At 67.7% G+C, this 24990-nt stretch carries 29 protein-coding genes and 4 tRNA genes; 10 read left to right on the forward strand and 23 right to left on the reverse strand.

What is annotated here, in order from left to right:
• Positions 1 to 40: 40 nt before the first annotated feature.
• The 15 genes from J7346_RS13055 to J7346_RS13125 form a co-directional block, all read right to left on the reverse strand.
• Positions 41 to 117, reverse strand: a tRNA-His gene (locus J7346_RS13055).
• An 82-nt stretch (positions 118 to 199) separates the two neighbouring features.
• Positions 200 to 952, reverse strand: coding sequence for a M48 family metallopeptidase (locus tag J7346_RS13060; RefSeq protein ID WP_209120413.1), 753 nt, complete (start codon positions 950 to 952; stop codon positions 200 to 202).
• Positions 953 to 1091: 139 nt separating this feature from the next.
• Positions 1092 to 1823: an energy transducer TonB gene (locus tag J7346_RS15155; RefSeq protein ID WP_209120414.1), complete on the reverse strand. Its 732-nt coding sequence runs from the start codon at positions 1821 to 1823 to the stop codon at positions 1092 to 1094.
• Positions 1824 to 1834: 11 nt separating this feature from the next.
• The gene (locus J7346_RS13070) at positions 1835 to 2272 is read right to left on the reverse strand and encodes a biopolymer transporter ExbD (protein WP_209120415.1); all 438 of its coding nucleotides are present in this window, start codon (positions 2270 to 2272) and stop codon (positions 1835 to 1837) included.
• 5 nt (positions 2273 to 2277) lie between these two features.
• Entirely contained in the window at positions 2278 to 3177 is a 900-nt protein-coding gene (gene exbB, locus J7346_RS13075) for a tonB-system energizer ExbB (RefSeq protein ID WP_209120416.1), read from the reverse strand.
• Between the two features lie 380 nt (positions 3178 to 3557).
• Positions 3558 to 3633, reverse strand: a tRNA-Phe gene (locus J7346_RS13080).
• Positions 3634 to 3696: 63 nt separating this feature from the next.
• Positions 3697 to 3873, reverse strand: coding sequence for a DNA gyrase inhibitor YacG (yacG, locus tag J7346_RS13085; RefSeq protein ID WP_209120417.1), 177 nt, complete (start codon positions 3871 to 3873; stop codon positions 3697 to 3699).
• A complete protein-coding gene (locus J7346_RS13090) occupies positions 3874 to 4890 on the reverse strand; it encodes a ribonuclease E/G (protein WP_209120418.1) in 1017 nt (338 codons plus the stop codon). It abuts the gene before it with no gap.
• Positions 4887 to 5465 (reverse strand): nucleoside triphosphate pyrophosphatase, encoded by a 579-nt coding sequence (locus J7346_RS13095; RefSeq protein ID WP_209120419.1) that lies wholly within the window; start codon positions 5463 to 5465, stop codon positions 4887 to 4889. The genes J7346_RS13090 and J7346_RS13095 overlap by 4 nt, the downstream gene beginning before the upstream one ends.
• 11 nt (positions 5466 to 5476) lie before the next feature.
• On the reverse strand, positions 5477 to 5695 hold the full coding sequence (infA, locus tag J7346_RS13100; protein WP_003164348.1) for a translation initiation factor IF-1: 219 nt from the start codon (positions 5693 to 5695) through the stop codon (positions 5477 to 5479).
• A gap of 104 nt (positions 5696 to 5799) precedes the next feature.
• Positions 5800 to 6273 (reverse strand): HD domain-containing protein, encoded by a 474-nt coding sequence (locus J7346_RS13105; RefSeq protein WP_209120420.1) that lies wholly within the window; start codon positions 6271 to 6273, stop codon positions 5800 to 5802.
• Between the two features lie 5 nt (positions 6274 to 6278).
• Entirely contained in the window at positions 6279 to 6758 is a 480-nt protein-coding gene (locus tag J7346_RS13110; RefSeq protein WP_209120421.1) for a UPF0262 family protein, read from the reverse strand.
• Complete coding sequence (locus J7346_RS13115) at positions 6755 to 7240, reverse strand: DUF2948 family protein (protein WP_209120422.1); 486 nt, start codon at positions 7238 to 7240, stop codon at positions 6755 to 6757. The genes J7346_RS13110 and J7346_RS13115 overlap by 4 nt, the downstream gene beginning before the upstream one ends.
• Positions 7230 to 8519: a UDP-N-acetylglucosamine 1-carboxyvinyltransferase gene (murA, locus tag J7346_RS13120; protein WP_209120423.1), complete on the reverse strand. Its 1290-nt coding sequence runs from the start codon at positions 8517 to 8519 to the stop codon at positions 7230 to 7232. Before murA ends, J7346_RS13115 begins: the two co-directional genes overlap by 11 nt.
• A gap of 101 nt (positions 8520 to 8620) precedes the next feature.
• On the reverse strand, positions 8621 to 8791 hold the full coding sequence (locus J7346_RS13125) for a hypothetical protein (protein WP_209120424.1): 171 nt from the start codon (positions 8789 to 8791) through the stop codon (positions 8621 to 8623).
• Positions 8792 to 8891: 100 nt separating this feature from the next.
• Here J7346_RS13125 and J7346_RS13130 point away from each other — a divergent pair.
• Positions 8892 to 8966 (forward strand) — tRNA-Thr (locus tag J7346_RS13130).
• Between the two features lie 19 nt (positions 8967 to 8985).
• Here J7346_RS13130 and J7346_RS13135 read toward each other — a convergent pair.
• The 3 genes from J7346_RS13135 to J7346_RS13145 form a co-directional block, all read right to left on the reverse strand.
• Complete coding sequence (locus tag J7346_RS13135) at positions 8986 to 9591, reverse strand: hypothetical protein (protein WP_209120425.1); 606 nt, start codon at positions 9589 to 9591, stop codon at positions 8986 to 8988.
• 81 nt (positions 9592 to 9672) lie between these two features.
• On the reverse strand, positions 9673 to 10161 hold the full coding sequence (msrB, locus tag J7346_RS13140) for a peptide-methionine (R)-S-oxide reductase MsrB (RefSeq protein WP_209120426.1): 489 nt from the start codon (positions 10159 to 10161) through the stop codon (positions 9673 to 9675).
• A 70-nt stretch (positions 10162 to 10231) separates the two neighbouring features.
• The gene (locus J7346_RS13145; protein WP_209120427.1) at positions 10232 to 11716 is read right to left on the reverse strand and encodes a hypothetical protein; all 1485 of its coding nucleotides are present in this window, start codon (positions 11714 to 11716) and stop codon (positions 10232 to 10234) included.
• Positions 11717 to 11926: 210 nt separating this feature from the next.
• Between J7346_RS13145 and J7346_RS13150 the strand changes: the two genes are divergently transcribed.
• The 5 genes from J7346_RS13150 to J7346_RS13170 all read left to right on the forward strand — a co-directional run bounded on the left by J7346_RS13150 (position 11927) and on the right by J7346_RS13170 (position 17669).
• A complete protein-coding gene (locus tag J7346_RS13150; RefSeq protein WP_209120428.1) occupies positions 11927 to 13909 on the forward strand; it encodes an acetyl/propionyl/methylcrotonyl-CoA carboxylase subunit alpha in 1983 nt (660 codons plus the stop codon).
• 93 nt (positions 13910 to 14002) lie between these two features.
• Positions 14003 to 14635, forward strand: a complete 633-nt coding sequence (locus J7346_RS13155; protein WP_209120429.1) for a hypothetical protein — start codon at positions 14003 to 14005, stop codon at positions 14633 to 14635.
• Positions 14635 to 14844 (forward strand): helix-turn-helix transcriptional regulator, encoded by a 210-nt coding sequence (locus J7346_RS13160; RefSeq protein WP_209120430.1) that lies wholly within the window; start codon positions 14635 to 14637, stop codon positions 14842 to 14844. Before J7346_RS13155 ends, J7346_RS13160 begins: the two co-directional genes overlap by 1 nt.
• A complete protein-coding gene (locus tag J7346_RS13165) occupies positions 14844 to 16163 on the forward strand; it encodes a serine hydrolase domain-containing protein (protein WP_209120431.1) in 1320 nt (439 codons plus the stop codon). Before J7346_RS13160 ends, J7346_RS13165 begins: the two co-directional genes overlap by 1 nt.
• Positions 16164 to 16289: 126 nt before the next feature.
• Positions 16290 to 17669 carry a mechanosensitive ion channel family protein gene (locus tag J7346_RS13170; protein ID WP_209120432.1) on the forward strand — a complete coding sequence of 460 codons (1380 nt, stop codon included), beginning with the start codon at positions 16290 to 16292 and terminating at the stop codon, positions 17667 to 17669.
• Between the two features lie 9 nt (positions 17670 to 17678).
• On the opposite strand, the gene J7346_RS13175 is transcribed toward J7346_RS13170, so the two are convergent.
• From J7346_RS13175 to lipB, 3 genes are all read right to left on the reverse strand, one after another.
• Entirely contained in the window at positions 17679 to 17960 is a 282-nt protein-coding gene (locus tag J7346_RS13175) for a YdeI/OmpD-associated family protein (protein ID WP_209120433.1), read from the reverse strand.
• The gene (locus J7346_RS13180) at positions 17957 to 19531 is read right to left on the reverse strand and encodes an ATP-binding protein (protein WP_245157869.1); all 1575 of its coding nucleotides are present in this window, start codon (positions 19529 to 19531) and stop codon (positions 17957 to 17959) included. The genes J7346_RS13175 and J7346_RS13180 overlap by 4 nt, the downstream gene beginning before the upstream one ends.
• 94 nt (positions 19532 to 19625) lie before the next feature.
• The gene (lipB, locus tag J7346_RS13185) at positions 19626 to 20327 is read right to left on the reverse strand and encodes a lipoyl(octanoyl) transferase LipB (RefSeq protein ID WP_209120435.1); all 702 of its coding nucleotides are present in this window, start codon (positions 20325 to 20327) and stop codon (positions 19626 to 19628) included.
• 31 nt (positions 20328 to 20358) lie between these two features.
• Here lipB and J7346_RS13190 point away from each other — a divergent pair, with 31 nt between their 5' ends.
• Positions 20359 to 20655 (forward strand): FliM/FliN family flagellar motor switch protein, encoded by a 297-nt coding sequence (locus J7346_RS13190; protein WP_226634694.1) that lies wholly within the window; start codon positions 20359 to 20361, stop codon positions 20653 to 20655.
• 15 nt (positions 20656 to 20670) lie between these two features.
• Here the strand turns inward: J7346_RS13190 and J7346_RS13195 are convergent, their stop codons facing one another.
• A complete protein-coding gene (locus J7346_RS13195) occupies positions 20671 to 21249 on the reverse strand; it encodes a fasciclin domain-containing protein (RefSeq protein ID WP_209120437.1) in 579 nt (192 codons plus the stop codon).
• 17 nt (positions 21250 to 21266) lie between these two features.
• A complete protein-coding gene (locus J7346_RS13200) occupies positions 21267 to 22256 on the reverse strand; it encodes a hypothetical protein (RefSeq protein WP_209120438.1) in 990 nt (329 codons plus the stop codon).
• Positions 22257 to 22426: 170 nt separating this feature from the next.
• On the opposite strand from J7346_RS13200, the gene J7346_RS13205 reads away from it, so the two are divergent.
• The 3 genes from J7346_RS13205 to J7346_RS13215 form a co-directional block, all read left to right on the forward strand.
• A tRNA-Leu gene (locus tag J7346_RS13205) sits at positions 22427 to 22511 on the forward strand.
• Positions 22512 to 22571: 60 nt separating this feature from the next.
• Positions 22572 to 23981 carry a magnesium transporter gene (gene mgtE, locus J7346_RS13210; RefSeq protein ID WP_209120439.1) on the forward strand — a complete coding sequence of 470 codons (1410 nt, stop codon included), beginning with the start codon at positions 22572 to 22574 and terminating at the stop codon, positions 23979 to 23981.
• Positions 23982 to 24080: 99 nt separating this feature from the next.
• A partial coding sequence (locus J7346_RS13215) for a lysozyme (RefSeq protein ID WP_209120440.1) occupies positions 24081 to 24990 on the forward strand: 910 nt, incomplete at its 3' end.

Raw genomic sequence — 24990 nt, forward strand, 5'->3', positions numbered from 1 at the left:
ATGTCGGGGAGAGCGGCGCCCGGGGGCGCCCGTTTCGCGATGGTACAGCCTCTCAGGATCGAACTGAGGACCTCCGGCTCCACAAACCGGCGCTCTAACCAGCTGAGCTAAGGCTGCACATCTCGTCGCGAGGGCGGTTCTCTAGCGGGCCTCGCGGCCCGGGGCAAGCGGCTCTTTCGAATTCACTGCCCCGTCCGGATCAGCTGTAGCCCCTGGACTGGATGTAGCGCTCGATCGCCTGGATGCGTGACGCATCCGACGGGTGGGTCGAGGCGAACTCCGGCGTCTGGGTCTGTCGTTGGGCGGCCATCAGGCGCCACAGGGTCAGGGCCTCGGTCGGGCGATAGCCCGCACGCACCATATAGTCGATGCCCAGCTGGTCGGCCTCCAGCTCATGCTGGCGCGAGAAGGGCAGCAGCACGCCCAGTTGCGCGCCCAGTCCACCCAGGGCCCCGACCGCCTGACCATATTCCCCCGATGCACCCTGAATGGCCTGGAGGCCGATGCTGGTCACCGCCGTGCTGGAATAGCGTTCGGCCGCATGCTGGGCGACCACATGGCCCACCTCGTGGCCGAGAACCGCGGCGAGCTGATCATCGTTCTGCACCAGGGCCAGCAGACCGGTGGTCACCCCCACCTTGCCCGACGGCAGAACGAAGGCGTTCGGCGACGAGTCGACGAACACCGCATAGTCCCAGCTCAGGTTGGTCAGGCCGGCGGCCTGCACGATCCGTCCACCCACCCGACGGATGCGGGCATTGGCATTGGCGTCCCTCGACACCTGCTGGGTCCGCAGGGCGTCGGCCCAGGCCTGGTCCGCCTGCTGCGTCAGGGACGAATTATCCACCAGCAGGAACTGGTTGCGGCCCAGCGCCTCGTTATAGGCGCACCCCGCGACGAGGGCAGACGCAGCGACCAGTCCGACCAGGACCTTGGGCACAGTGAGGGTCATCAGGACTTCTCCCGGGAGATTTCTGTTTAACGGTGAAGCCTGAACCCGCAGGCGCCGAAATTGATCCCACGCGCGCCGAGGGTCCGGACAGACAAAAACGCCCCGGGGCGAACCCCGGGGCGTCTTCATGTCTTCTGTCCTAGTCCGCGATCGGGAACCGGATCGTGACGTTGAACGTCGCGTTCTCGGCGGCCCCGTCCACGGTCCGCGGCGACAGTTCGCCGCGCTGGACCACCCGGATTGCAGATCGACCGAAGCCGTATCCGCTCGGCGACTCCGACACCACCTGGCAGTTGGCGGGCCGGCCGTTGGCCTGGGCGGTACACCGCACGGTGGCTTCACCGCTGGTGCCCGACTGCAGAGCCCTGTCGGGGAAATCCCGCTCGGTCGGCTGCGGACGACGCGACCACGAGGGGTTCGTGATCACCGACGGGCGGACCGGCGGCGCCGGCGGAGCCGGTGGCGGCGGGGGCCCGGGGATGTTGATCGGCGGTCCCGTGTACTCCTGACGGTCCTCCTTCGGCACCGGCGGAATGGGCAGCGGGGCCGGCGGCGTGATCGGCGAAGGCAGCGGCTCGCGCGGCTGGATCTTCGGCGGCGGCGGCTGGTCCGTCGGCGGAGGCGGAGGCGGCGGAGGCGGCGGCGGAGGCGGAGGGATCGGATCGATCAAATCCACCTGCACCGACTCATCCGAATACTCCGGAATCTTCAGCTCGAACTTCGTCTTGTCGATGAAGTAGAGCATCACCCCGAACAGGATGGTGACGACGACCAGCACGATCAGCCAGACGCCAAGCGAGACCCCCAGGAAGCCCTTCTTGCGAGGGGCATCATAGCGACTGCGATGGTACTCAACGGGTGTATCGGTCATATGCCCGTCCTTTACTCTGGCGCGTTGTCTTCGCCGACCAGGGCGACGCTATAGAAGCCATTGTCCTGCAGGGCATTCATCACCTGCATGAAATCGCCATAGCGCGTCTGCTGGTCGCCGCGGATGAAGATACGCTCTTCCTCCGGGTTACGCGTGCGGATCTGTGTGCGGAGATCGTCACCCAGGGTGGCCACCGAGGTCCGGAAGTCGCCGAGGAACACGTCCCCGTCGTTCTGGATCGAGATGAACACCGGCTTGGGCGGGTTCTCCTGCGGGTCTGCCGCGGCGGTGGGCAGTTTCACCTCGATCGACACGGTGGCCAGAGGCGCGGCCACCATGAAGATGATGAGGAGAACCAGCATGATATCAACGAAAGGCGTAACGTTGATCTCGCTGTTCTGCTCGACGTGATACTTTCCGCCGCCGCCTCCTGAGAGTTTTGCGGCCATGAGCCTTACGCTCCCTTGTCGAGCTGACGCGAGATGGCGTTGAGCAGTTCAGCCGCAAAGCCGTCCGAGCGCGTGCCGTAGGCGGCGATGCGGGTGTTGAAGTAGTTGTAGAAGATAACCGCCGGGATAGCGGCGAACAGACCGATACCGGTAGCCAGCAGGGCCTCGGCGATACCCGGAGCCACGACGGCCAGGTTGGTCGTGTTCGACTGGGCGATACCGATGAAGGAGTTCATGACGCCGTACACCGTACCGAACAGACCGACGAACGGACCGGACGAACCGACCGAGGCGAGGAACTGCTGACCGCCCGAGAGGCGACCGGCCAGACCGGATTGCACGGCGGCAACGGCGGTCGAGGCGCGGGTGATGGCCGAGTCACGGTGCTCACCGGTGACCGACAGACCGGCCTGACGCGACAGTTCGACTTCTTCGGTGGCCGCGGCGGCCATGTCGGCCAGCGGGTTACCGTCGAACTCGTCCGCCGTGGCGATCTTGCGCATGTCCGCGATCGAGCGGGCACCGCGGAAGCTTTCCAGGAAGCGGTCGGTCTTGGAGTTCAGGCCGGCGAACTCGATGATCTTGATGATCAGGATGACCCACGAGAAGATCGAGGCGACCAGCAGGCCGATCATGACGATCTTCACGACGATGCCGGCTTCCATGAACATGGAGATCGGCGTGATGTCGCCGTGGCCTTCGCCGCCGACGGCGTCAGCGACGCTTTCCGGATCGGCTGCGGCGTCGGCCGGGGCCGCGTCCGTGGCCGGAGCCTCGGTGGTGGTGGCTTCGGCAGTCGCCGGAGCCGGAGTCGCGGTGTCCTGAGCCAGGACCGGCGAGCTCGCCATCAGCACGGCGGCGCCGGCCATTGCGAGGAGGATGTTCGTCTTTTTGCTATCGCGCATAGTTCGCCAGTTCCTGCGTTGTGGTCTGACCATAAAACCAAAAGGACCCGACCCCAGTGGCCGTACCCCAGTTGAAAACTCTGACTTCCCGACTTCAGACCTGAAGGGGTCCGACGTCGAAACGCCTTCGGATGCGACCGGTTGCCGAATGGAACCGGTGTCAGTGACAGATGCCTCCGGATCGAGATCCGGAACCCCCTGGCCACCCCCACCCAAGAAAGCAGTCACGCTCCCTTTGGCGAACGCATACCAGAGCGTCAAGTGCGCCGAGCCGCTTTTCCCCCGGCGCGAGAACACCTGTCGTTGGGGCACAGACTTCCCCCGGAAAGCGACATTTTAATGATATCTGGAATTTCCTGCCCCAAGGGGGTTCGGAGAAGTGGTGCCTGGGGGCGGATTCGAACCACCGACACGCGGATTTTCAATCCGCTGCTCTACCAACTGAGCTACCCAGGCGCGCTCCGGCGGGCGGGAGCGGGGTCTATAGGCGAGCGAATGCGGGGTGTCCAGCACCCTTCTTCACAGTTCGCTGTCGTCGTCCCGCCTATCGTCCTCGCCGCCCTCTGCGGGCTCCCCGGGAAGCACATATCCCCCCGTCAGCCAGCGCTGCAGATCAACATCCGAACACCGCTTGGAACAAAACGGCCGATAATCGGGATGGGTGGAATTTTTCTTGCAGATCGGACACTTGGCCATTCAGCCCTCCCGCAGTTCATAGGTACCGGGAGCAAGGCCCGGGTCTGTGACGACGCGGCCTCTCGGACCGATCCCGGTGGTCAGCGCCGCGATGTCGCCCGCCTCCCCTTCCGGGACCGCCAGGGTCACCCGGGGCGACGACCGGTCGGTCGCCAGCGCATGCCGCAGGGAGCGCACGGCGTCGATCTGATCCGTCCGCCGTCGCCGTTCGCCCGAGACGCCGAACAACACCTCTTCGATGGGGGTCTCGGCCCAGGGCAGCGACAGCTGCAGGACCCCGAACCGGCTCAGTGGCCCAAAAGTGACACCGGTGTCCTGAAATGAAATTTTTGCTCCGGCCATCACCGGTTCCGGCGGCAACGAGGTGCCGACCAGATCAATTGCGACCAGCCCGCCCCAGTTTTTCAGGGTGATCCGGCGCGCGGCCAGCGTCATTCCGCGCCGATTCGCCGCCAGACGCGCGCGCATACCGTCGCGCCCGGCCTCTCCCGCATGATCGATGTCGACAGTGACCATGGCGCGGGTGCGCTCCACGGCCACGTCCAGTCCGCCTTCTACAATGACGGAGGCCAGCGCCAGCTCGCGTGCTTCCCGCACGACCTCGATGGCGGCTGCCCCGGTCTCGGGCACGACACCCGGCGCGGTACGGGTCAGCCAGTCAGCCACTTCGGGTCCGGCGTTCAGCAGGCGCGGCGCCCCCTGCCCGTCTCCAATCCGCTTCAGCGTCGGCCCCTTGCCGCCCCGCGGCTCGGCCGTCACGGCCACATGGACAGCCTCGCCCACCGTCATTGCGCCCTTCGGCAGGAATCCGAACGGTTCTCCGGCCCCCAGATCGACGAAGGCCCCGCCGCCCCCGGGCAACAGGGCGGTCACCCGACCGATGCTCTCGGCCTCAAGACGATTCGTCGGATGATCCTCGTCACGCGACAGGAAGATGCGGCGCGGCTCGCCGTCCTGGCACAGCACGCCCCAGGTCTCGCCCGGCGCCTCATCCAGAAAGGTCTGCAGCGCGCTCACCCGCGCCGGTACCCGACGCCTTCCAGCAGGCTGACGGTCTCATAGAGCGGCAGGCCCATCACCGCCGGATGACTGCCGACGACTCGCCGGACGAAGGCGCCCGCAGGCCCCTGGATGCCATAGGCCCCGGCCTTGCCGCGCCAGTCGCCACTGGCGACATAGGCGGCGATCTCCGCCTCGCTCAGCACCTTAAGGGCGACGCGGGTCTCCACCACCCGCACGGACACGCGGTCCCCCCGGGCCACGGCGACACCGGTGTGCACCCGGTGGTTCCGGCCCGACAACATCTTGAGGAAACGCGTCGCCTCGGCCTCGTCCGCCGCCTTTTCCAGAAACCGGCGTCCCAGCGACACGACCGTATCGGCCGCCAGCACGATGGCGTCCGGGTGCCGGGCGGCCAGCACAGCCGCCTTGCCGCGCGCCAGACGCTCGGCCAGCTGCGCGGGGGTTTCGGATTTCAGCGGGGTTTCGTCGATGTCGGCGGGCTCGATCCGGTCCGGAACGATCCCCACCTGGGCCAGCAGCTCACGCCGGCGCGGACTGGCCGAAGCCAGGATGAGCTCAGGACGGGCCATCCCGCCCGGCCTTACTTGAAGCGATAGGTGATGCGACCCTTGGTCAGGTCGTAGGGGGTCATTTCGACCAGCACCTTGTCGCCGGCCAGCACGCGGATGCGGTTCTTGCGCATCTTGCCCGCGGTGTGGGCGATGATCTCGTGGTCGTTCTCGAGCGTCACGCGGAACGTGGCGTTCGGCAGCAGTTCGCTGACCACGCCGGGAAACTCGAGCAGTTCTTCCTTAGCCATGCGGCCTCTCACGCCCGGGGAGACATTGAACGGTACCAAGTCGGGCGAAACACGGACCGTTGAGGTCGCGCCCTATGCATTAAAATCCATGAATAGTCGAGAGGTCAGGGCTGATACGCCGCTTCCATCCGTGTCCAGGCGTCAGCCGGCACATACGGTCGGATCGCTTTGGCAAAGCCTTCGTGTTCACCCAAATAGCGTTCGAGATGTCTCGATCCCGGGCTCGCCGCCTCTACATTGGCGACCCGATCAGCCAGCTTTACGAGGGCAGCGTCCGGGTTATCTGCAATCTTGCGATAGATGGCCGACATCTTGTCCGCACGGCTTTCGCCCTCTGCGGTCACCGCCCACACCAGACCCGCAACACGCTCTCCGAAAAGTCTCATCAGGTCGTCACGAGACGTGTCGGTATCCTCGATCGTGTCGTGCAACCAGGCAGCTGCCAGAAGATCGGGATCGTCGGTCCAAGTCTGCAAGATGTCCACGACCTGCGAAAGATGATGTTCGTACGGATGCTCGTCGTACTGTTGCTTCCCATGCTTTCGGATGGCGAAGGCCTTGGCTGATTCCGGCCCCATGGGTCTCACCGCCGGTACAGGGCGCAGACCAGGGTGAACAGGCGCCGCGCCGTCTCCTGGTCCATGTCGATCTTGCCTTCCAGCCGGGCTTTCAGGATCTCGGCACCCTCGTTGTGCAGACCCCGGCGGCCCATGTCGACAGCCTCGATCTGGCTGGGCGAGGAACCCCTCAGCGCCTCATAATAGCTCTCGCAGATCAGGATGTAGTCGCGTAGCACCGTCTTCAGCGGCGTCAGCGACAGCCCGTGCGCCCGCGCATAGTCGGGTCCGCTGATATCGAACACCAGCCGGCTGTCCTGCAGCGACAGCTTCAGCGCATAGGGACCGCCCGACGCCCCCTCGGGCCGAAACGCGTTCTTCTCGACCAGATCGAAGATCGCCACCCGGCGCTCATGCTCGATCTCGGCCGTGGCGGCGGGCAGGGTCGCCGCATCCAGGTCGACCGAGGCCAGACGGTCCGTGTCCGGGCGGGCGCTGTCGGTCATTCCGTCTCGCTTCCCTCGTCCAGTTCGGGATGGCTGGGCTTCTCGCGCGCGGGCCACCGGTCCGACAGGTCCGCCAGCACCACGTCCAGACATTCCACATCGATGCGCAGATCGCCACCGCCCGCGAACATCAGATAGACCTGACCGGACGGCGCCTCCGACGGCTCGAAATGCAGGGCCAGCAGTTCCAGCGCCTGTTCCGGTCCGCGCGGCAGCTGCCGGCTTTTGACCGCTGTCACGTCGCCGAATTGCATGGCGGCCATCACCCGCGTGCCGCCGCACTCCCAGCAGAAGCGGCTCAGCGTCAGGGTCAGCTGCCGCGCCGACCGCTCCCAGACGATGTCAACCGGTCGCAGGATCGCGTCCTGCAAGGCTGCGGACACGAACTGCAGGTCCTCGACGTCCATGGCCAGCAGCCGCAGGGGCTCGGGCGGCGTGGCCGACTGCGGCGGGGAGAGCGCAGCCTCGACGTCAGTGCTCATGGCCATCCCCTGTGATCCGGCGAATGTCCGCGCCGCAGCGCCCCAGCTTTTCTTCCAGCCGTTCGAAGCCGCGATCCAGGTGATAGACCCGACCGATCGTGGTTTCGTCCTCGGCCACCAGTCCGGCGATCACCAGACTGACCGAGGCGCGCAGGTCGGTGGCCATGACCGGCGCCCCACGCAGGCGCTCGACCCCCGTCACCACCGCCTCGCCGCCGTGCACGGCGATGTCCGCGCCCAGACGCGCCAGTTCGGGCGCATGCATGAAGCGGTTCTCGAAAATGTTCTCGTGGATGCGGCTTTCGCCCTCGGCCGTGGTCATCAGGGCCATGAACTGCGCCTGCAGGTCGGTGGCAAAGCCCGGATAGACCTCGGTCGTCACATCGACGGCCTTCAGCCGCTCGGCCGGATCACGCCGCACACGCACGCCGTCGTCGGTCTCGGCCACGTCCACGCCGCACTCGCGCAGCTTGGCGGTCAGGGCGGTCATCAGCTCGGGCCGGCTACCGGTCAGGGTGACGTCGCCGCCCGCCATGGCAGCCGCCACCGCATAGGTGCCCATTTCGATCCGGTCGGCGATCACCGGCCAGTCGGCCCCGCCCAGCGCGCTCACGCCCGTGATCGTCAGCGTATGGGTGTCCAGGCCATCGACCTTCGCCCCCATGGCCATCAGGCATCGGGCCAGATCGCCGATCTCCGGCTCGCGCGCCGCATTGTTCAGGACCGTCGTCCCTTCGGCCAGCACGGCCGCCAGCAGCGCGTGCTCGGTCGCCCCGACCGAGATGAAGGGGAAGGTGATCTCCGCGCCCTTCAGGCCTTTCGGCGCCCGGGCCTCGACATAGCCCTCTTCCAGCTCGATCTCCGCCCCCAGCGCCTTCAGCGCCATCAGGTGCAGGTCCACCGGTCGCGCCCCAATCGTGCATCCGCCCGGCAGCGACACCCGCGCCTCGCCGGTCCGGGCCAGCAGCGGGCCCAGCACATTGAACGAGGCCCGCATCTGCCGCACCAGATCATAGGGCGCGAAAGTCGAGGTGATCTCCGGCGCATGGAACAGCGTCTGCTGCGCCCCGGCCTCGCCCGATTCGGTGACCTCGACCCCCAGCTGACGCAGCAGCTGTCCCAGGAAACGCGTATCGGCCAGCCGCGGCATATTGGTCAGGCGCAGCGGCTGGTCGGTCAGGATCGAGGCGGCCATCAGCTTCAGCGCCGAATTCTTGGCGCCACTGACCGGGATGCTGCCGTTCAGGGTGTTGCCGCCGCGGATGGCAATACTGTCCATGTCGATCCTGATGCTGACCGCCGGCACCTGATCGCGCTGCGGGGGACCGGTTATCTAGCGCGACCCGCCCCCGGGTTGAAAGGGCAGGCCGCCGCCAAAACTCAGCTTTCTTCGTCACCGGCCTCACCGGCCGGTTCCGGGGCGGGCGCGGCGCGCGTGGCCTGCTTGCGCCGCCGCAGATTGGCGCGGAGCGCGCTGGCCAGCCGGTCCTCACGGGCCCGGGCCGCCCGGGCAGTGGGCGTGTCGGCGGGGGAATTGTCTCGCTCGCTCATGCGCCCCTCTGACCACCCGATGCGCTTTTCATCAAGAGATTGCGATTAGGGGCTTTCGCCCGCATCCGGCTTTGGCTATACGCCCGGTTCCTCAGATTTCGCCGCCGTAGCTCAGTGGTAGAGCGCATCCTTGGTAAGGCTGAGGTCGTGGGTTCGATTCCCCCCGGCGGCACCATCTTCCCTGTCAGATTACGCTAGCGCTCCGACTCCGGAGCGCGACGCGTGCGTCCATAGTCCTGCCAGGCCCGCGTACGGTCCGGCCGGCCGTCGAGGCGCGCATCGATGGGCTCAAGCCCCGCATCCGATCCCCAGGGCGTAATCACCACATCCGGCCAGTCAGGGTCATAGCCGTAGCCATAGGGCGAGCCATAGCGGCTGTAGGCCGGAAGGCCGTTCTCGACCTCGCGATAGTGCAGCTCCAGATGGCCCCGCTCGCCGAGCGGAACCGACACCGATGCCCCATAGGATCGATAGCCTTCCGTCCCGACGCCGACGCTGAACTCACCGCGCACGCGGCGTTCGGCGTCCCATGCAACCCCGTCGACGGGGCCCGCCGGCAGATCGCCCGAAACTGTCTCGACCACCGGTCCGGCCGCCAGCCAGCGCTGGATCTGCTGGTCCGTCGTCAGTCCGTGCGGATCGGGGTCCTGCGCAGCAGCCGGCGGCTGGCTGGCCGCGTTTGCGGCAACGGCTTCGGCGGACACCTGCGGGGCAGTGGCCGTGCGGATGATCTCGCCCTCGGGGTCCTGCGGGTCAGACGCGGACAGGCTGAGGACGGCACTGGCGAGCAAAAGGATCATCGGCTGATCTTCCCCTGTGATCGGACGCGCCGCAATGGCCCGGGCGCCCGACCACTACCGTGGGGACCAAATGTGGCCATGTCAGGCCCCGTTCCCGCCGCTGATCGCCTCTCCCCGGCCCAGAGGGTCCGGCAGGGCTTCTCCCTCGGGCGCAAAGCTCAGGGCTGCGGAATTGATGCAGTAGCGCAGACCCGTCGGCGGCGGGCCGTCCGGGAACACATGCCCCTGATGCCCGTCACAGCGGGCGCAGCGCGTCTCGATCCGGACCATCCCGTACGAGGTGTCGCGCACCTCGCGGATATGGTCTGGGTCGAACGGCCGGTCGAAACTGGGCCAGCCCGTCCCGCTCTCGAACTTGGTCTTGGTCTGGAACAGGGGCAGGCCGCACAGGCGGCAGCAGAAGACACCCGCCCGCTTCTCGTCCAGCAGGCCGCCACAGAAGGGCGCCTCGGTGCCATGGGCCAACAGGATCCGCTCGGCCTCCGGGTCCAGATCGGCGATCAACCGCTCGCGCTGGTCTTCGGAGGGCGGGGTCAGGTCAAAGCCCGAGGCAGAGGTCATCTGGGTCATGTCCCTGAAATAGGAAAGGCCGGCCGGGGTTCCACCCCGACCGGCCCGATCCTTGCCCGTATCGTCCGTCCTAGAACAGACTGGCGACCCAGGTGCGCACGGCATTCTCGTCCGTGGGGTTGCCCGTATAGGCCAGACCCTCGGCCGGGACGTGGGGCTCGTCATTGCCGCGCTCGCGGCTGGTCCACACCTTGTGACCATAGGTCAGGTCGGCATAGTTCGACGGCAGGCGGACGATGGTCGGCTCCACGAAGATGGAGTCCTCGGCCGTGGTCGAACCGGCCAGACGCACGTTCGGCAGGTTCACCAGCAGGTCCAGCACGTCCAGGCAGCCGCCCGAGCAGCCCGAGTCGATCAGCACGATCACCGGCCCCTGCACGGGGTTGGCTGCACCCGTGTCGGGCACCGGCGCCCGGCCCGGCAGGACGAAGCTGTCTTCACCGGCCGCCATGGCCGCATCAAACGCGGCGACCAGAGCGCGGGTCTCCTCGATGACGACCGGGTTTTCCTCGACGAACAGCGGATCGGCTTCCATGCGACCCAGCGCATCGGCGAACCATTTGCGGTTGTCGGCGCTGACCCGATAGGTCACCTCGCCGACCACCGGCTGGCGGCTGACGGTGAACTCGGGGGTCCAGATGCGGTTGGCCACGCCATAGGCACGACGCGACGCCGTGAACTCGGACCCGTTGGCCCCGCGCAGGTCCAGCACGAAGCCCTGCGGTCCCCGGATCGAGTCGACCTGGGCGACCAGCGCGGCGTTGAAGGCGGCCCAGTCGGCGTCTTCGCTCAGCGAGTGCACATGCACCCACGGGCGGCCGTTGACCTCCTCGATGGCCAGCGGCACATCGCCCGGCATCCAGACGGTGGCGCGGTAGGCCGCTTCCATCGCTTCACGGCTGACCGGCTGGATCTGCAGGTCATAGTCGCGCGCGCGACGACGGCCTTCCTGGAATTTACAGGTCTGGGGCACGCCGCGGGTGAACGGGTTGTTGCGGTTCCACAGAAGATAGGGCGCCGAGCGGACACGACCGGCCTCGGTGGTCAGATCGCCTTCCCAGCGATCCAGCTTGCCCATGGCGAATTCCTCGATCGGAATACCGTTGCATTCCAGCACAACCGAGCCCACCGGCGGGCCCCGGCGCACACCGGGCGCCACCTGGGTCACCACATACTGGCCGTCCTTCCAGCCGGTGGTCACACCGGCCCAGCTGGTCGCGAAATACGGCCCCAGCAGGTCGAAGGTCGGGGTGATGCGCAGGTTGGAATCGCGGAAACCGGCAGCGAAGAAGCGCATCAGATAGGCGTGGCTGTCGCCGCTGTTCACCTGTCCGATCATCGACTGCGCCTCGGCGAGGCCCGAGTCCAAATTGGTGCGGAAAGCTGCGGCCTCGGGGCCGTCGACGATCAGCGCCGGGTGGTTCTCGCGGATTTCTTCCTGGGCCGCGATCAGGTCCTGCGAGGCCAGTGCGCGAAAGTCCTGCGCAGCGACGGAGGTCGCGGTGGCGATGGCGAGGGCCGCAGCCGTGAGGGCAACATACGGTCGAAACGTCATACAAAAGGCTCCAGTGGCCGTGTCAGGGAGTACCCGCACGTTAAAGCCGATCAGGCGGGGCCTTGCCAACCCCGAACGCCGATCAAGCGAACCCCCCGGTCCGGAACGCGGTTTACTCGCATCCGATCACGGCCTAATCGGGGCCGTCGCCTCAAGGTGAGATCACAGAGCCTTGATCTCCCGCCTCCGGCGATGTCGATGGAACCGGGAATGTTCGCCAAAATCCTGATTGCCAACCGGGGCGAAATCGCCGTCCGCATCATCAAGACCTGCCGTCGCATGGGCATTCGCACGGTGCAGGTCTACTCCGAGGCCGACGCCGGCTCGCTGGCCGTCGAGATGGCGGACGAAGCGGTCCTGATCGGCCCGGCTCCGGCCGCCGAATCCTATCTGCTGGCCGACCGGATCATCGAGGCCGTGCGTCAAACGGGCGCAGAAGCCGTCCACCCCGGTTTCGGCTTCCTGTCCGAGAACGCCGGTTTCGCCCGCCGCCTGCGCGACGAGGGAATCGCCTTCATCGGCCCGAACCCCGAGGCGATCGACGCCATGGGCGACAAGATCACCTCCAAGAAGTTCGCCGCCGAGGCCGGGGTCTCCACCGTGCCCGGCCACATGGGCCTGATCGAGACCTCCGAGGAGGCCGTCGAGATCGCGCGCGGCATCGGCTATCCCGTCATGATCAAGGCCTCGGCCGGCGGCGGCGGCAAGGGCATCCGCGTCGCCCACTCGGACGCCGACATGGCCGACGGCTTCTCCTCGGTGAAGGCCGAGGCGAAGGCCGCCTTCGGCGACGACCGGGTCTTCCTCGAGAAATTCATCGAGAACCCGCGCCACATCGAGATCCAGGTGATGGGCGACAAGCACGGCAACGTCGTGCACCTGTTCGAACGCGAATGCTCGATCCAGCGCCGCAATCAGAAGGTCATCGAGGAAGCCCCCTCCCCGCTGCTCGACGAAAAGACCCGCAAGGCCATGGGCGACCAGGCCATCGCCCTGGCCAGGGCCGTGAACTACGACTCCGCCGGCACGGTCGAGTTCGTCGCCGGTCAGGACAAGAGCTTCTACTTCCTCGAGATGAACACCCGGCTGCAGGTCGAGCATCCGGTGACCGAGCTGATCACCGGCGTCGATCTGGTCGAACAGATGATCCGCTCGGCCTGGGGCGAGGAACTGAACATCACCCAGAAGGACCTGAAAATCCGCGGCTGGGCGATCGAGAGCCGCATCTATGCGGAGGACCCCTATCGCGGCTTCCTGCCGTCGATCGGCCGTCTGGTCCGCTATGGACAGCCCCGCGAGGGGGATCAGGACGGCTATCTGGTCCGCAACGACTCCGGCGTCCGCGAGGGCGACGAGATCAGCATGTTCTACGACCCGATGATCGCCAAGCTGTGCACCTGGGGCGAAACCCGCGAGGCCGCCATCGACGGCATGGCCCGCGCGCTGGAAGACACCCACCTCGAGGGCGTCGGCCACAATGTGCCCTTCCTCGCCGCCGTCATGGACCAGCAGCGCTTCCGCTCGGGCGAACTGTCCACCCGCTATATCACCGACGAATTCCCCGACGGGTTCGACGGCCTGCCCGTGGCGGGCTTTGGCCGCGACGTCATGCTGGCCGCCAGCCTCGCGATGAAAGCGGTCCAGGTCGAACAGGCGGGCGACCCCGGCCACCGCAGCGACTGGACGGTTCTGGTCGGCGCCGAGCACGTCTCGGCCTCGCTCGCGGTCGATGACGACGAGAACCTCGTGATCGAGCTGGACGACGAGGATCGCACCCTGGTCCTGTCCGAGATCGACTGGTCGCCCGGCCTGCCCCAGTTCCGCGCCGTGCTGGACGGCACCCCCTTCACCGCCCAGGTCACCCGCGTCCCCGACGGCTTCGACATCCGTCACCGGGCCATGCGCGCCCGCGTCCGCGTGCTGTCCCCGCGCCATGCCGAGCTCTATGCCCGCCTGCCGGAAAAGGTCCCGCCGGACACCTCCAAATTGATCCAGTCGCCCATGCCGGGCCTGGTCGTCTCGGTCCCGGTCACCGTGGGCCAGGAGGTCAAGGAAGGCGAGACCGTCGCCATCATCGAAGCCATGAAGATGCAAAACATCCTCAAGGCCGAGCGCGACGGTGTGGTGAAGGCGATCGGCGCCGGCCCCGGCGACCCCGTCGCCGCCGACGACGTCCTGGTCGAGTTCGAATAGGGCCGCGCCGCCGCATTACATTTACGTAAAACGTAACGATATTGCTGTTAATCGATATGTGATCGTGTCACATGGGCGGAAAGGAGTTCGCCCATGCCGTCTCATGTCCTGCCGCGCCTTTTGACTGTAGCCCTGATCCTGGCCTGCGCGGTGACCGCCGTCGCGGCGGCCTTCGCCATCATTGCTCCTCTGGTCGGCCAGCCCCTGATCACGGGTTTCCCCGTCGCCTGCGTGGATGCGACGCATTCGGTCTGTGCCCTTGAGCGACAGGCAGGCGCCGCCCAGCTGGTCCTCGATCGCGGGGAGATCGCGCTCCCGGCCTCGAGCCTCGACGCCAGCGTCCTCCGCGTGGTCGATGTGGCGATCACGGGCGGCTTCGCCATTGTGCTGATCTGGCTTCTGCGCCGCTTCGCCCGCGATGCAGCCAGCGGCAGGCCCTTTACAGCCGGTTCGACCCATAGCCTCGCGCGCGCCGGCGTGCTGCTGATGGCCTACCCCGTCTGGCAACTCCTCCGGTCCGCCCTCTGGCAGATGAGCGTGATCGCGCACCAGGGGGAGCAGGCAGCCCTCATCCACACCCTCGCCCCGGCGCCTGATGACGCGGCCCTCCGCCTGCTGCCCGAGTTCAGCCCCGAGGCCGTCATCGCCGGCCTGATCCTTCTGGTCGTGTCCCGCGCGTTCGGTGTGGGCGTCGAGGTGCAGCGCGACAGCGACGAAGTCATCTGATGCGCATCGTCATCCGGATCGACGAACTGATGCTGCGCAAGAAGATGTCCCTCAATCAGCTCTCCGAGCAGGTCGGCATCTCCACCACCAATCTCTCCCTGCTGAAGAACGGACATGTCCGCGGGGTCCGGTTCAACACCCTGCTCGCCATCTGCCAGGCGCTGGACTGCCGGCCGGGCGACATTCTGGATATCGAAGAGGAAGCCTGATGCTCCGACCCCTCATCTGCGCCGCCGCTGCCCTCCTGACAGTCAGCACCGCCCACGCCCAGGACCCGCTGATCCCCGAGCCCGTCACTTTAGCGGTCCGGTCGGCCGTCGAGGACGGCGATCGCATGGGTGTGGTCGTGGGCTACTGGCAGGATGGTCGGAGCGATTTCTATGCATGGGGCACGACTGCGGCGGCCGGCGTGCCGGTCGGCCCCGACACCCTGTTCGAGACCGGATCGATCACCAAGGTCTTTACCGGAGAACTGCTGGCCGCCCTCAGCCGGTCCGGAGATCTGGAGCTCGACACCCCCCTGTCGGACATCTGGCCGGGCGCGGCCTTGCCGTACGACCTCACCCTCGGTGACCTGGCCACCCATACCGGGGGCCTGCCCCGCGACGTCCCGTTGGCAGCCCTGCAGAGCGGCGAGGACGAGGACCTTCTCGCCGCCGTTCCCACACCTCCGCTCGACCGCACCCCGACCTATTCCAGTGCGGGGATGGCGCTGCTCGCCCGCGCGATGGAAATCCGCACCCGGACGTCTCTGGGGCGCTTGCTGGGCCGTATCGCGGGTCCCGCAGGTCTGCGCAGCACGGCCTACCATCCCGTTGATCGCGCGCGTCTGGCGCGGCCTCATATCGGCAGGACCGACATCGGTGAGACCCGCCCGGAAACGGTGGATATCGGCCGGGGCGCAGGCGGCCTCTACAGCACGCCGCGCGACCTGCTGCACTTCGCCGTCCTTCATCTGCCCGCCAACCGGCAGCCGCAAACGGCCTTCATGCAGGTCGCGCTGGTCGGCTACCGCGACCTTCCCCTCGGCTGGCAGGTTCACGAGGTGGACGGCCAGCGCATCTACCACCACAGCGGCGAGGCCGGCGGGTATCAGACCTTCGTGGGCTTTCGTGAGGATGACGGAGGCACCGCCGTCGTCCTGATGTCCAACTCGTCCGTCGACGACGATCTGCAGGCCATCGCCCTGCACCTCCTCGATCCCGCGGTGCCGCTGCCAACCTTCGACCGCACGGGCGGTCTGTCGTCGGCCGATGTTGACTATCTGGCGGGCACCTATGCTGTTGCCGACGATCCCGAAGGCAACCGCATCACCCTTGTCCCCGTGGACTCCGGCCTCGGCTATATGGAGACGGCAGCGGATGGCACCCGTATCCGTCGTGCTCGGCTGGAGGTCGTTGGCCCGGGGGACCTGAGGATTCCCGGCACCCCCATCCACATCCAATTTGACCCCCGCCCGTCCGGACCGATCCGGCTGGTGGTCGGCGATCAGACCTTCTCGCTGGTGAGGCTGGACCCCGCCGATTGAGCGGATGGTCGGTCCGTCCTCGTCCCGTTATCGGGGGCCAGGAGGTCGAGGCGATCGCACCGGACGGTGACAGCCCCGTCTGCGGGTGCCAGCATGGCCGGCATGACCTCTCCCCCACCGGCCCCCATGACATCCTCCGCCCTCCGCGTCCTGCTGGCCGTCTGCCTGATGCTGATCGTCGGGCTGGCGGCCACGGGCGCGCCGGCCTGGGGTCAGACGCCCGAACCGGTTCAGGATCCCCCGGCCATCCGTGTCGACAACGACGCCGGCTCCGATGCCGCCATCGCCGCGCGCCTGACCCGCATTTTCGCCCAGTTCGACGCCCTTTCCGCAGTCGAGGTCGGGGTGACCGAGGGGGTGGTGACCCTCGACGGCATGGTGGCCGACCGCGCCGATATGGATCAGGCCGAGGCGATCGCCGGCCGGGTCGAGGGCGTGGTGGCCGTGCGCAACGAGCTTGTGGCCAGTGTCCAGCTGGGCGAGCGGGTGTCCCCCTTCCTCGAACAGATGAAGGCCCTGTGGCGGTCTGTACTCGACAGCGGACCGCTGGTGGTGCTCAGCCTCGTGATCGTCCTCGTCTGTGCGGGGCTGGGCTGGTGGGTGGCCTCCTTCAACCGCTTCTGGCGCGGCCTGACACCCAACCCCTTCGTCGGCGACCTGCTGGCCCAGCTGGTCCGGGCGGTCAGCCTGATCATCGGGATCGTTCTGGCGCTGAACCTGATGGGCGCCACCGCCCTGATGGGCACCGTGCTGGGCGGCGCGGGCGTGCTGGGTATCGCGGTCGGCTTCGCCCTGCGCGACACGCTGGAAAACTACATCTCCAGCATCATGCTCAGCCTGCGCCAGCCGTTCCGGGCCAACGACCACGTCGTCATCGACAGTCACGAGGGCAAGGTGGTGCGGCTGACGTCGCGGGCCACCGTGCTGATGACGCTGGACGGGAACCACCTGCGCATTCCCAATATGATGGTCTTCCGGGCGGTGATCCTGAACTACACGCGCAACCCGCAGCGCCGGCTGGACTTCGAACTGGGCGTCGATGCCGAGGATGACCCGGAAGCCGCCATCAAGGTGGGCGTGGCCGCCCTGGCGGACCTTGACTTCATCCTGTCCGACCCCGCGCCGACCGGCGTCATCGTGGCCGTGGGAGACAGCAACATCATCCTGAAGTTCACCGGCTGGATCGATCAGAAAGACGTCGATTTTCTCAAGGGTCGAAGCGCCGCCATCCGCGTCGCCAAGATGGCCATTGAATCGTCGGGCTTCTCGCTTCCCGAGCCGATCTACCGCCTGCGCATCGACCAGATGCCGGACCTGTCCGGAACCACAGGTAGCGCCCCGGCCACTCCGCCCGTCAAGCGGCTCCGCGCTGACGCCCCGGCGGGAGATTCGGCAGAGCCCGTGCAGTCCGTTCGCCCCGACGACCACATCGACCGCACCATCGAGGCCGAGCGCCGCGACTCATCCGAAGAGAACCTGCTCTCGTCGAAGCGTCCCATCGAGTGACGGCGGGGGTCAGCCCCTTGCGCCCCGCCCTCCATCCCGCTCCCGGTGCGGGCAGCCGGGCCAGCAGCAGGGGCGGCGCTTGCCGGCGGTCAGGTCCTCGATGGCCCGGACCACATGTTTCTCGCGCGTTTCGGCCTTCTTCACCGAGATCGTCCAGCAGATCCATTCGTCGCGCGCCAGCGGGGTGATGTCCTCCCACGCGGCCAGCGCTTCGGGGTGGGCCTTCAGGGCGGCCCCCAGATCGTCGGGCAGGTCGTGGACCACACCCCCGCTGAGGGCCGCTCCGCTCACGCGGCCCGGTCCCGCCTCACGACCCCGCCGATGGCTTCCAGCAGGGCCGCCGGCGTCACCGGTTTCGACACGTGCCGGTCGGCACCAGCCTCCTTCGCCTGTTCCAGATGCTGGGGCATGGCATTGGCGCTCAGCATCAGGATGGGCAGGCGCCTTGGCGTGGCCATCGCCGCCTCGGCCGCCCGGATCGCCTGGGTCGCGGCCAGGCCGTCCATCACCGGCATCTGCATGTCCATCAGCACCACGTCATAGGCCCCCGACTCCACCTCGGCGATCGCCAGGGCGCCGTTCTCGACAATGGTCAGTTGGAACTCCGGGCCCGCCAGCATTGCCTCCACCACCCGCTGGTTCACCGGATGATCCTCGGCCAGCAGCACCCGCACCGGCGTCCCGGCCGCCCGCGCGTCGAGCTTCGGGATCGCCCGCTCTGCCCGCTCGCGCGCGACGGCCACACCGGCGTCATAGGCGTCCAGCGAGCGCGTCCGTGACAGCGGCAGCTCCACGACGAAGCGACTGCCCTTGCCCGGAACCGACTCGGCCCGGATCTCACCGCCCATCATCTCGGTCAGCGCCTGACAGATCGACAGGCCCAGACCCGTCCCGCCAAACCGGCGCGTGATCGTGCTGTCGGCCTGGGTGAACCGGTCAAACAGGGTCCGGGCGGCCTCGGCGTCAAAGCCGACGCCCGAGTCCTGCACCACCATCACCAGCTGGCTCACCCCCGGCTCGGGCGTATCGTCGTCGATCGTCAGGTCCAGGGCGACCTCGCCCACGTGGGTGAATTTGATGGCGTTCGACAGCAGGTTGGACAGGATCTGGCGAATGCGCCCGGCATCGGCCAGGAACCGTCCGCGCGCCGTCGGCCCCGCCCGGAAGGTAAAGCTCAGGTCCTTGGCCTCGGCCTTGGCCCGGGCTGTCGCGATCGCCCCCGCCAGCTCGTCCATGATGTCCATGTCGACCGGCACAATCTCCAGCTTGCCGGCCTCGACCTTCGAGACATCCAGAATGTCCGACACCAGCCGCTCCAGGCTTTCGCCCGACTGCGCGATCAGATCGACCAGCTCCCTCTGGCGCGGCGTCAGATTATCGCCCTGCAACGCGCCGATCAGGCCGATCACCCCGTTCAGCGGCGTGCGGATCTCATGGCTCATATTGGCCAGAAAGTCGGTCTTGGCCTGGCTGGCGGCCTCGGCGGCGATCTTGGCGGCCTCCAACTCGCGCCGGGTGGTCTCCCGCTCGGTGACATCCCGGGCCACGGCAAAGATGCGCTCCCCGTGGCGCCGCGCCTGCCACTCCAGCAGCCGGTAGCCCCCGTCCCGGTGTCGGTATCGATTGATGTATCCGCTTACAAAGCCGCCCGTATAAAGGTCCTGCGCCTGTGCGGCGGCCTTCCGGGTCGCGGCCAGGTCCTCCGGGTGCACCAGATCAAGCACCGCCCGACCGTGCAACTCCTCGGGCGCATAGCCGAGCGTCGTCTCCCAGGACCGGCTGACCCGCACGATCCGGCCCTCAAGGTCGCGGATGCACAGCATGTCGAGCGAGACATCGAAAAAGGTATCCGCCACGCCCATCTCGTCCGGGCAGGAATCAAATGCGGCAAGAGACATGGCGGTCATACCCGGGACACTTCTGGCGATAGGCCAAGCTTGCACACCGGGGTTAAGTTTACCCTGCGACGGGCGAGCCGAATTCCTTTTCAAAGCTGGACTTAAGGGCGGCATCCACCTCGTCCATGCCCGCCAGCACCCCCAGATCGTGCAGGCTGGTCACCCCGTGCTCGCGAATGCCACAGGGCACGATCCCCCCGAAATGGTCCAGGTCCGGCTCCACATTCAGGCTGATGCCGTGGAAGCTGACCCATTTGCGCACCTTCACGCCGATGGCCGCAATCTTGTCCTCGCGCGACCATCCGGGCCCCTTGCGCGTCACCCAGACGCCGACACGTCCGTCCTTGACCTCGCCTTCGACGCCGAACCCGGCCAGCGCCCCGATGATCCAGCGCTCAAGCCCCCGGACGAAGCCACGAATGTCCCGGCCGCGCTGGTCCAGGTCCAGCATCACATAGGCCACCCGCTGTCCCGGTCCGTGATAGGTGAACTGCCCGCCCCGGCCGGTCTTGTGCACCGGAAGGCGCGCGTCGATCAGGTCCTCGGGCCGGGCCGAGACGCCGGCGGTATAAAGCGGCGGGTGTTCCAGCAGCCATACGCGTTCCTTGGCCTCGCCTGCGCGAATGGCGGCCACCCGCGCCTCCATCTCCGCCTCGGCCTCGGCGTAGTCGACCCGCCCGGGCGTCACGCGCCATTCCACCGACCGTCCGTCGGCACGGATGAGGGCGGATCGTTCGGGGCTTAAGGCTTGCGAAAGCATGGTGCCCCCAATGTGGCCTGCGGGGGGTCCCATGCAAGCTCCATCCCAAACTTCGTCCAGTACGCCCGAGTCCGTCATGAGTCAGATCAACGCCGTCGATGTCGAAATCTCCGTCGTCCTCGGTCGCTCCGTGCTGCCCATGTCCCAGCTGCTCAAGATGGGTCGTGGCGCCGTGATTCCGCTGAACGCCACCGAGTCGGACGAGGTCTGGATTCTGGCCAACAACCATCCGATCGCGCGCGGCGAGATCTCGATCAGCGATGACCGCATCGCGATCACCGTAACCCGTCCCGCCGACGTCTACGACTTCATGGCCGGCTCGGCCTGACCCCGGCGGGCGGCGCTACTCGACCGCCTCTGTCTTCACCAGCACCGCGTCAATCGGCTGGATCACGCCATTGCTGGCCTGAACCTCGGTCCCGGACAGACGCGCGGACGCACCGTCCGACGCCGTGACCACGATGGTCTCGCCGTCGCGGGTGAAGGTCAGCATGTCGTCGCCCATGGTCCGCATCTGCGCCTGATCGTTCCCGGAGGCGTCGATGGCGGCATTGATATCCGCCCGGCCCAGCGAGCCCGGCACGATGTGGGCGCGCACCAGCGCCGCGGCCTCGGCCGACATGGCCTCATCCTTCAGCCCGTCGGCATCGGTACCCAGAGCCGAGTCCGACGGCGCGAACACCGTATAGGGCCCGACGCCCTCCAGCGCGGTGGAGAGACCCGAATTGTCCAGCACATCACGGAAGCCCGCCGCATCGCCCTGATCCGACAGGGCCGCGGTCAGCGTCCGGTCTGATCGGGTCGAGGCGACCTCGACTCCGGTCGTGTCCGTCTCGGGCGCGGGGTCACAGGCCGCGAGCGACAGGCCGGCCACGCCCAGCATGGCGGCGGACAGCATCAGGGTATGAAGACGGTTGCGCATGATGACTCTCCCCGGCCCTAGGCCAACAGCTGGATAACGGCCTGCACCAGCCGGGTGGTCGGATCGACCTGATAGACATAGCCGTCGCTGTACCGGTACCAGGACTGCGGACTGTCCGCGTACTGCCCGCGATACTGGTACGGCACATTGTAGACGTCATAGCCCTGCGGCATGGCCTGTCCGACGGTCCACGGCTGGCCGGTCAGCAGGGCCGCGACCGACTGGATCGCCTGCGTCTGCGGGTCCACGCCGTAAAGAACGCCGTCGGCATAGCGATAGCTGTAACGGTCATTCAGGCCGTAATACTGGCTGTAGTACTGCGGCGCGGGCTGATAGCTGTACTGCTGGGGCCAGGTGTTGCCGAGGCCGAGCGCCCCGCCCAGCGCCGGCAGCCACCCGGTCAGGCCGCCGTTCCGGTCATAGCGATACATATAGCCGTCGTCGTAGCGGTACCGGTAACCCTCGTCCCCGCGCAGCCAGTAGCCGTCGTACCGGCCCAGGGCCTCGCGCCGCATCTGGCGGGCCTGTCCCGGTGGCAGGCAGCCATTGTTCTTCTTCGCCAATCCCGGCGGGCATCCATCGATCAGCGCCCGGCGCTCCACGCGGCCGTCGCGGAACAGGGTCACCACCGGCTCGGGCCGGTCATCACGGCCGACCGGGACCGTCACCCGGGCCCGTGCATCGGCCCGTCGATCGACATCGCGCACATCGTTGCCCCGATCCCGGGGTCGCGGCTGGACCTGGGGCGGCACCGGGCCATTGCCGTTGCCACGCGCCGCCGGAGGACCACGATCGTCCTTGCGGGCGTTGTCGTTGCCCCGACCCGGGTTGCCCCGGTTGCCGTTGCCGGGACCGTCCTGGACGCGCTCGGCGCGGGCAGACTGCCCCCGACCATTCCCGTTACCATTGCCATTGCCGTTGCCGCGATCCTGATCGGCAGCGAGGGCCGGCAGGGCCAGCGCCGCCGACAGCGCGAGGGTGGAAACCAGGGTGATGTGCGATTTCATGGTACTCCGTCCTGTGAAAGACGCCCTTCTGTCGGGTCAGGAAACGTGATCCACCCGGCGATGTTCCGCCGACGGAGCGCCCGGACACTCCGCGACCCCGTTGCGCGAATGCGGGACGATGCCCCTTCCCTTTCCCCGCGACCTGCGCTATCGCCCCCGCTCCGATGCGAGCGGTCGTGGCGGAATTGGTAGACGCGCAGCGTTGAGGTCGCTGTGGGGCAACCCGTGGAAGTTCGAGTCTTCTCGACCGCACCATCTGATATTGAAGGGCGAATCATCGGCGAATAGCTGATCTGAAATCCGGGAGGCAGCCGCGTGAGCACAGACGCCATCGCATCCCCGGGCCCTGAATCCGACGAGATCGAGCACATCGCGCTCGACGAGGACTATGTGCTGACGCCCGCCTTCGTGGAAAAGGTCGTCGACGCCGCCGATGACGGCGACGGCATGCGGCTGCGCGGCCTGCTGGAAGACCTGCACCCCGCCGACGTCGCCGACCTGATGGGCTTTCTGACGGCCGAGCACCGCGCGGTGGTGACCCTATGGCTGCCGCCCGAACTGCTGGCCGAGACCCTTCCCGAGCTCGACGACGGCATCCGCGAGGAGGTGCTGGAGCGCGTTCCCCACCTGACCCTGGCCGAGGCGCTGCAGGAGCTCGACTCCGACGACGCCGCCGCCGTGGTCGAGGACCTGGAGGACGACCGGCGCGAGCGCGTGCTGGCCGCCATGCCCGAGCTGGACCGCGCCGCGATCGAGAGCAGTCTCGGCTATGCGGAGGACTCCGCCGGCCGTCTGATGCAGCGCGAGGTCATGGCCGCGCCGCAGTTCTGGAGCGTCGGCGACACCATCGACCACGTCCGCGCCCAGGGCGAGGAGCTGCCGGAACTGTTCTTCGACATCTATGTCGTCGATCCGCTCAACCGGCCGGTCGGCGGGGTGGCCGTCAGCCAGCTGCTGCGCGCGCCGCGCAGCGCCGCCCTCAGCGACCTGATGGAGCCGATCAACGAGATCACCGTCGATCAGGACCAGGAAGAGGTCGCCTACGTCTTCGAGAAATATCACCTGATCTCGGCGCCGGTGATCGACTCGGCCGGGCGGCTGGTCGGCCAGATCACCGTCGACGACATCGTCAACATCATCCAGGAAGAGAACCGCGAGGACATCCTGCGCCTGGCCGGTGTGTCGGACGAGGACCGGGGCTCGTCGATACCGGAGATCGTCCGCGGTCGCGTGCCCTGGCTGGCGATCAACCTGGGCACTGCGGTGCTGGGCGCCAGCGTCATCTCGTGGTTCGGCGCCACCCTGGAACAGATCATCGCCCTCGCCGTGCTGATGCCGATCGTCTCGGCCATCGGCGGCAATGCCGGCACCCAGGCCCTGACCGTGACGGTGCGCGCCCTGGCCACCCGTGAACTGAACAGCTCCAACGCCGTGCGGACCTTCTGGCGCGAACTGGTGGTCGGTCTGGCCAACGGCCTGATCCTGTCGCCCCTGATCGGCATCGCCGCTGCCCTCTGGTCCGGCGACTGGCGCATCGGTGCGGTCATCTCGACCGCCATGGTCCTCAACCTGCTGGTCGCGGCCACCGTGGGCGTGCTGACGCCCCTGACCCTGTCCCGGCTCAAATTCGACCCTGCGGTCTCCTCGGCCGTGTTTGTCACGGCGACGACCGATTTCTTTGGTTTCCTGATCTTCCTCGGCCTCGCCACCATCGTCCTGCTCTAGGCCGGAGGGCGTGGCCCGCCCCTTGCTGGATATCTGGCACGGCGAAGGTCGCCGTCTCGATTTGGGTCAATTGCGGTGTCTGAAGCCATCCGACACAAGATGAAGGTCTCCCGCGAGGGGGTGGTGCTCATCAAGAGCTTCGAGGGGTTCCGGGCGACCGCCACCCTCGATGCCGACGGGCGCTGGGTGATCGGCTACGGTCACCGTCTGACCGCGCGCGAGGGGCTGACCATCGGCGAGGCCGATGCCGAACTGCTGCTGCAGTACGACCTGATTCCCGTGGTCAAGGCGCTGAACGGCGCCATGGACGACGGGCGCATCCCGACGCTCAACGGCCACCAGTTCGATGCCCTGGCCAGTTTCGCCCTGTCGGTCGGTGTCGAGACCTTCATGGCCTCCGATGTGCTGGAGACCCTGACCCGGGGGGCGACCGGCGAGGCCGCCGACGCCCTGGTCCACTGGCCCCAGCCGGCCTCGCCCCAGGACGGCCTGCGCCGCCGGGCCGCTGAGCGCGCCCTGTTCATGGCCGACCCGGGTCACCCCGTGGCGCTGGCCGCCCTGCTCTCAGCCCCCCTGCCGCCGCCCGAACCCGCGCCGGCCGCAGAGCCAGAGCCGGACGACCGGGATCCGCGCGCCGAGGCCGTGGCCGCCCTGCTCGGTGAGACCGAAGCCCCCGCAGACCCGCAGCCCGACGCCGCGCCCGAGGCGCCGTCCGCGCCGGACGTCCAGATCCCGAACTTCGGCCCGGCACCGCTACAGTCCGAGGTCCCCGAGCATCCCATGGTGGGTGAGGCGACCGACGCCCCGGCCTCCCGTCCCGAGCCGCCCGCCGCGCCGGCGCCCGCGCCTGCCCCCACGGCCGCGCCTGCGTTCCAGCGCTTCCTGCCCTATTCGGTCCAGGCCATCGGCCCCCTGCCCTTCCTGACCGCGGCCCCGGCCCCGGCCCCGATGCCCGAGCCGGCTCCGGCCCCCGTCCCCGAGCCGGAGCCGGCTCGGGCATCGGGGCCGG

It is taken from the genome of Brevundimonas sp. A19_0 (assembly GCF_017744255.1).
GTDB lineage: Bacteria > Pseudomonadota > Alphaproteobacteria > Caulobacterales > Caulobacteraceae > Brevundimonas.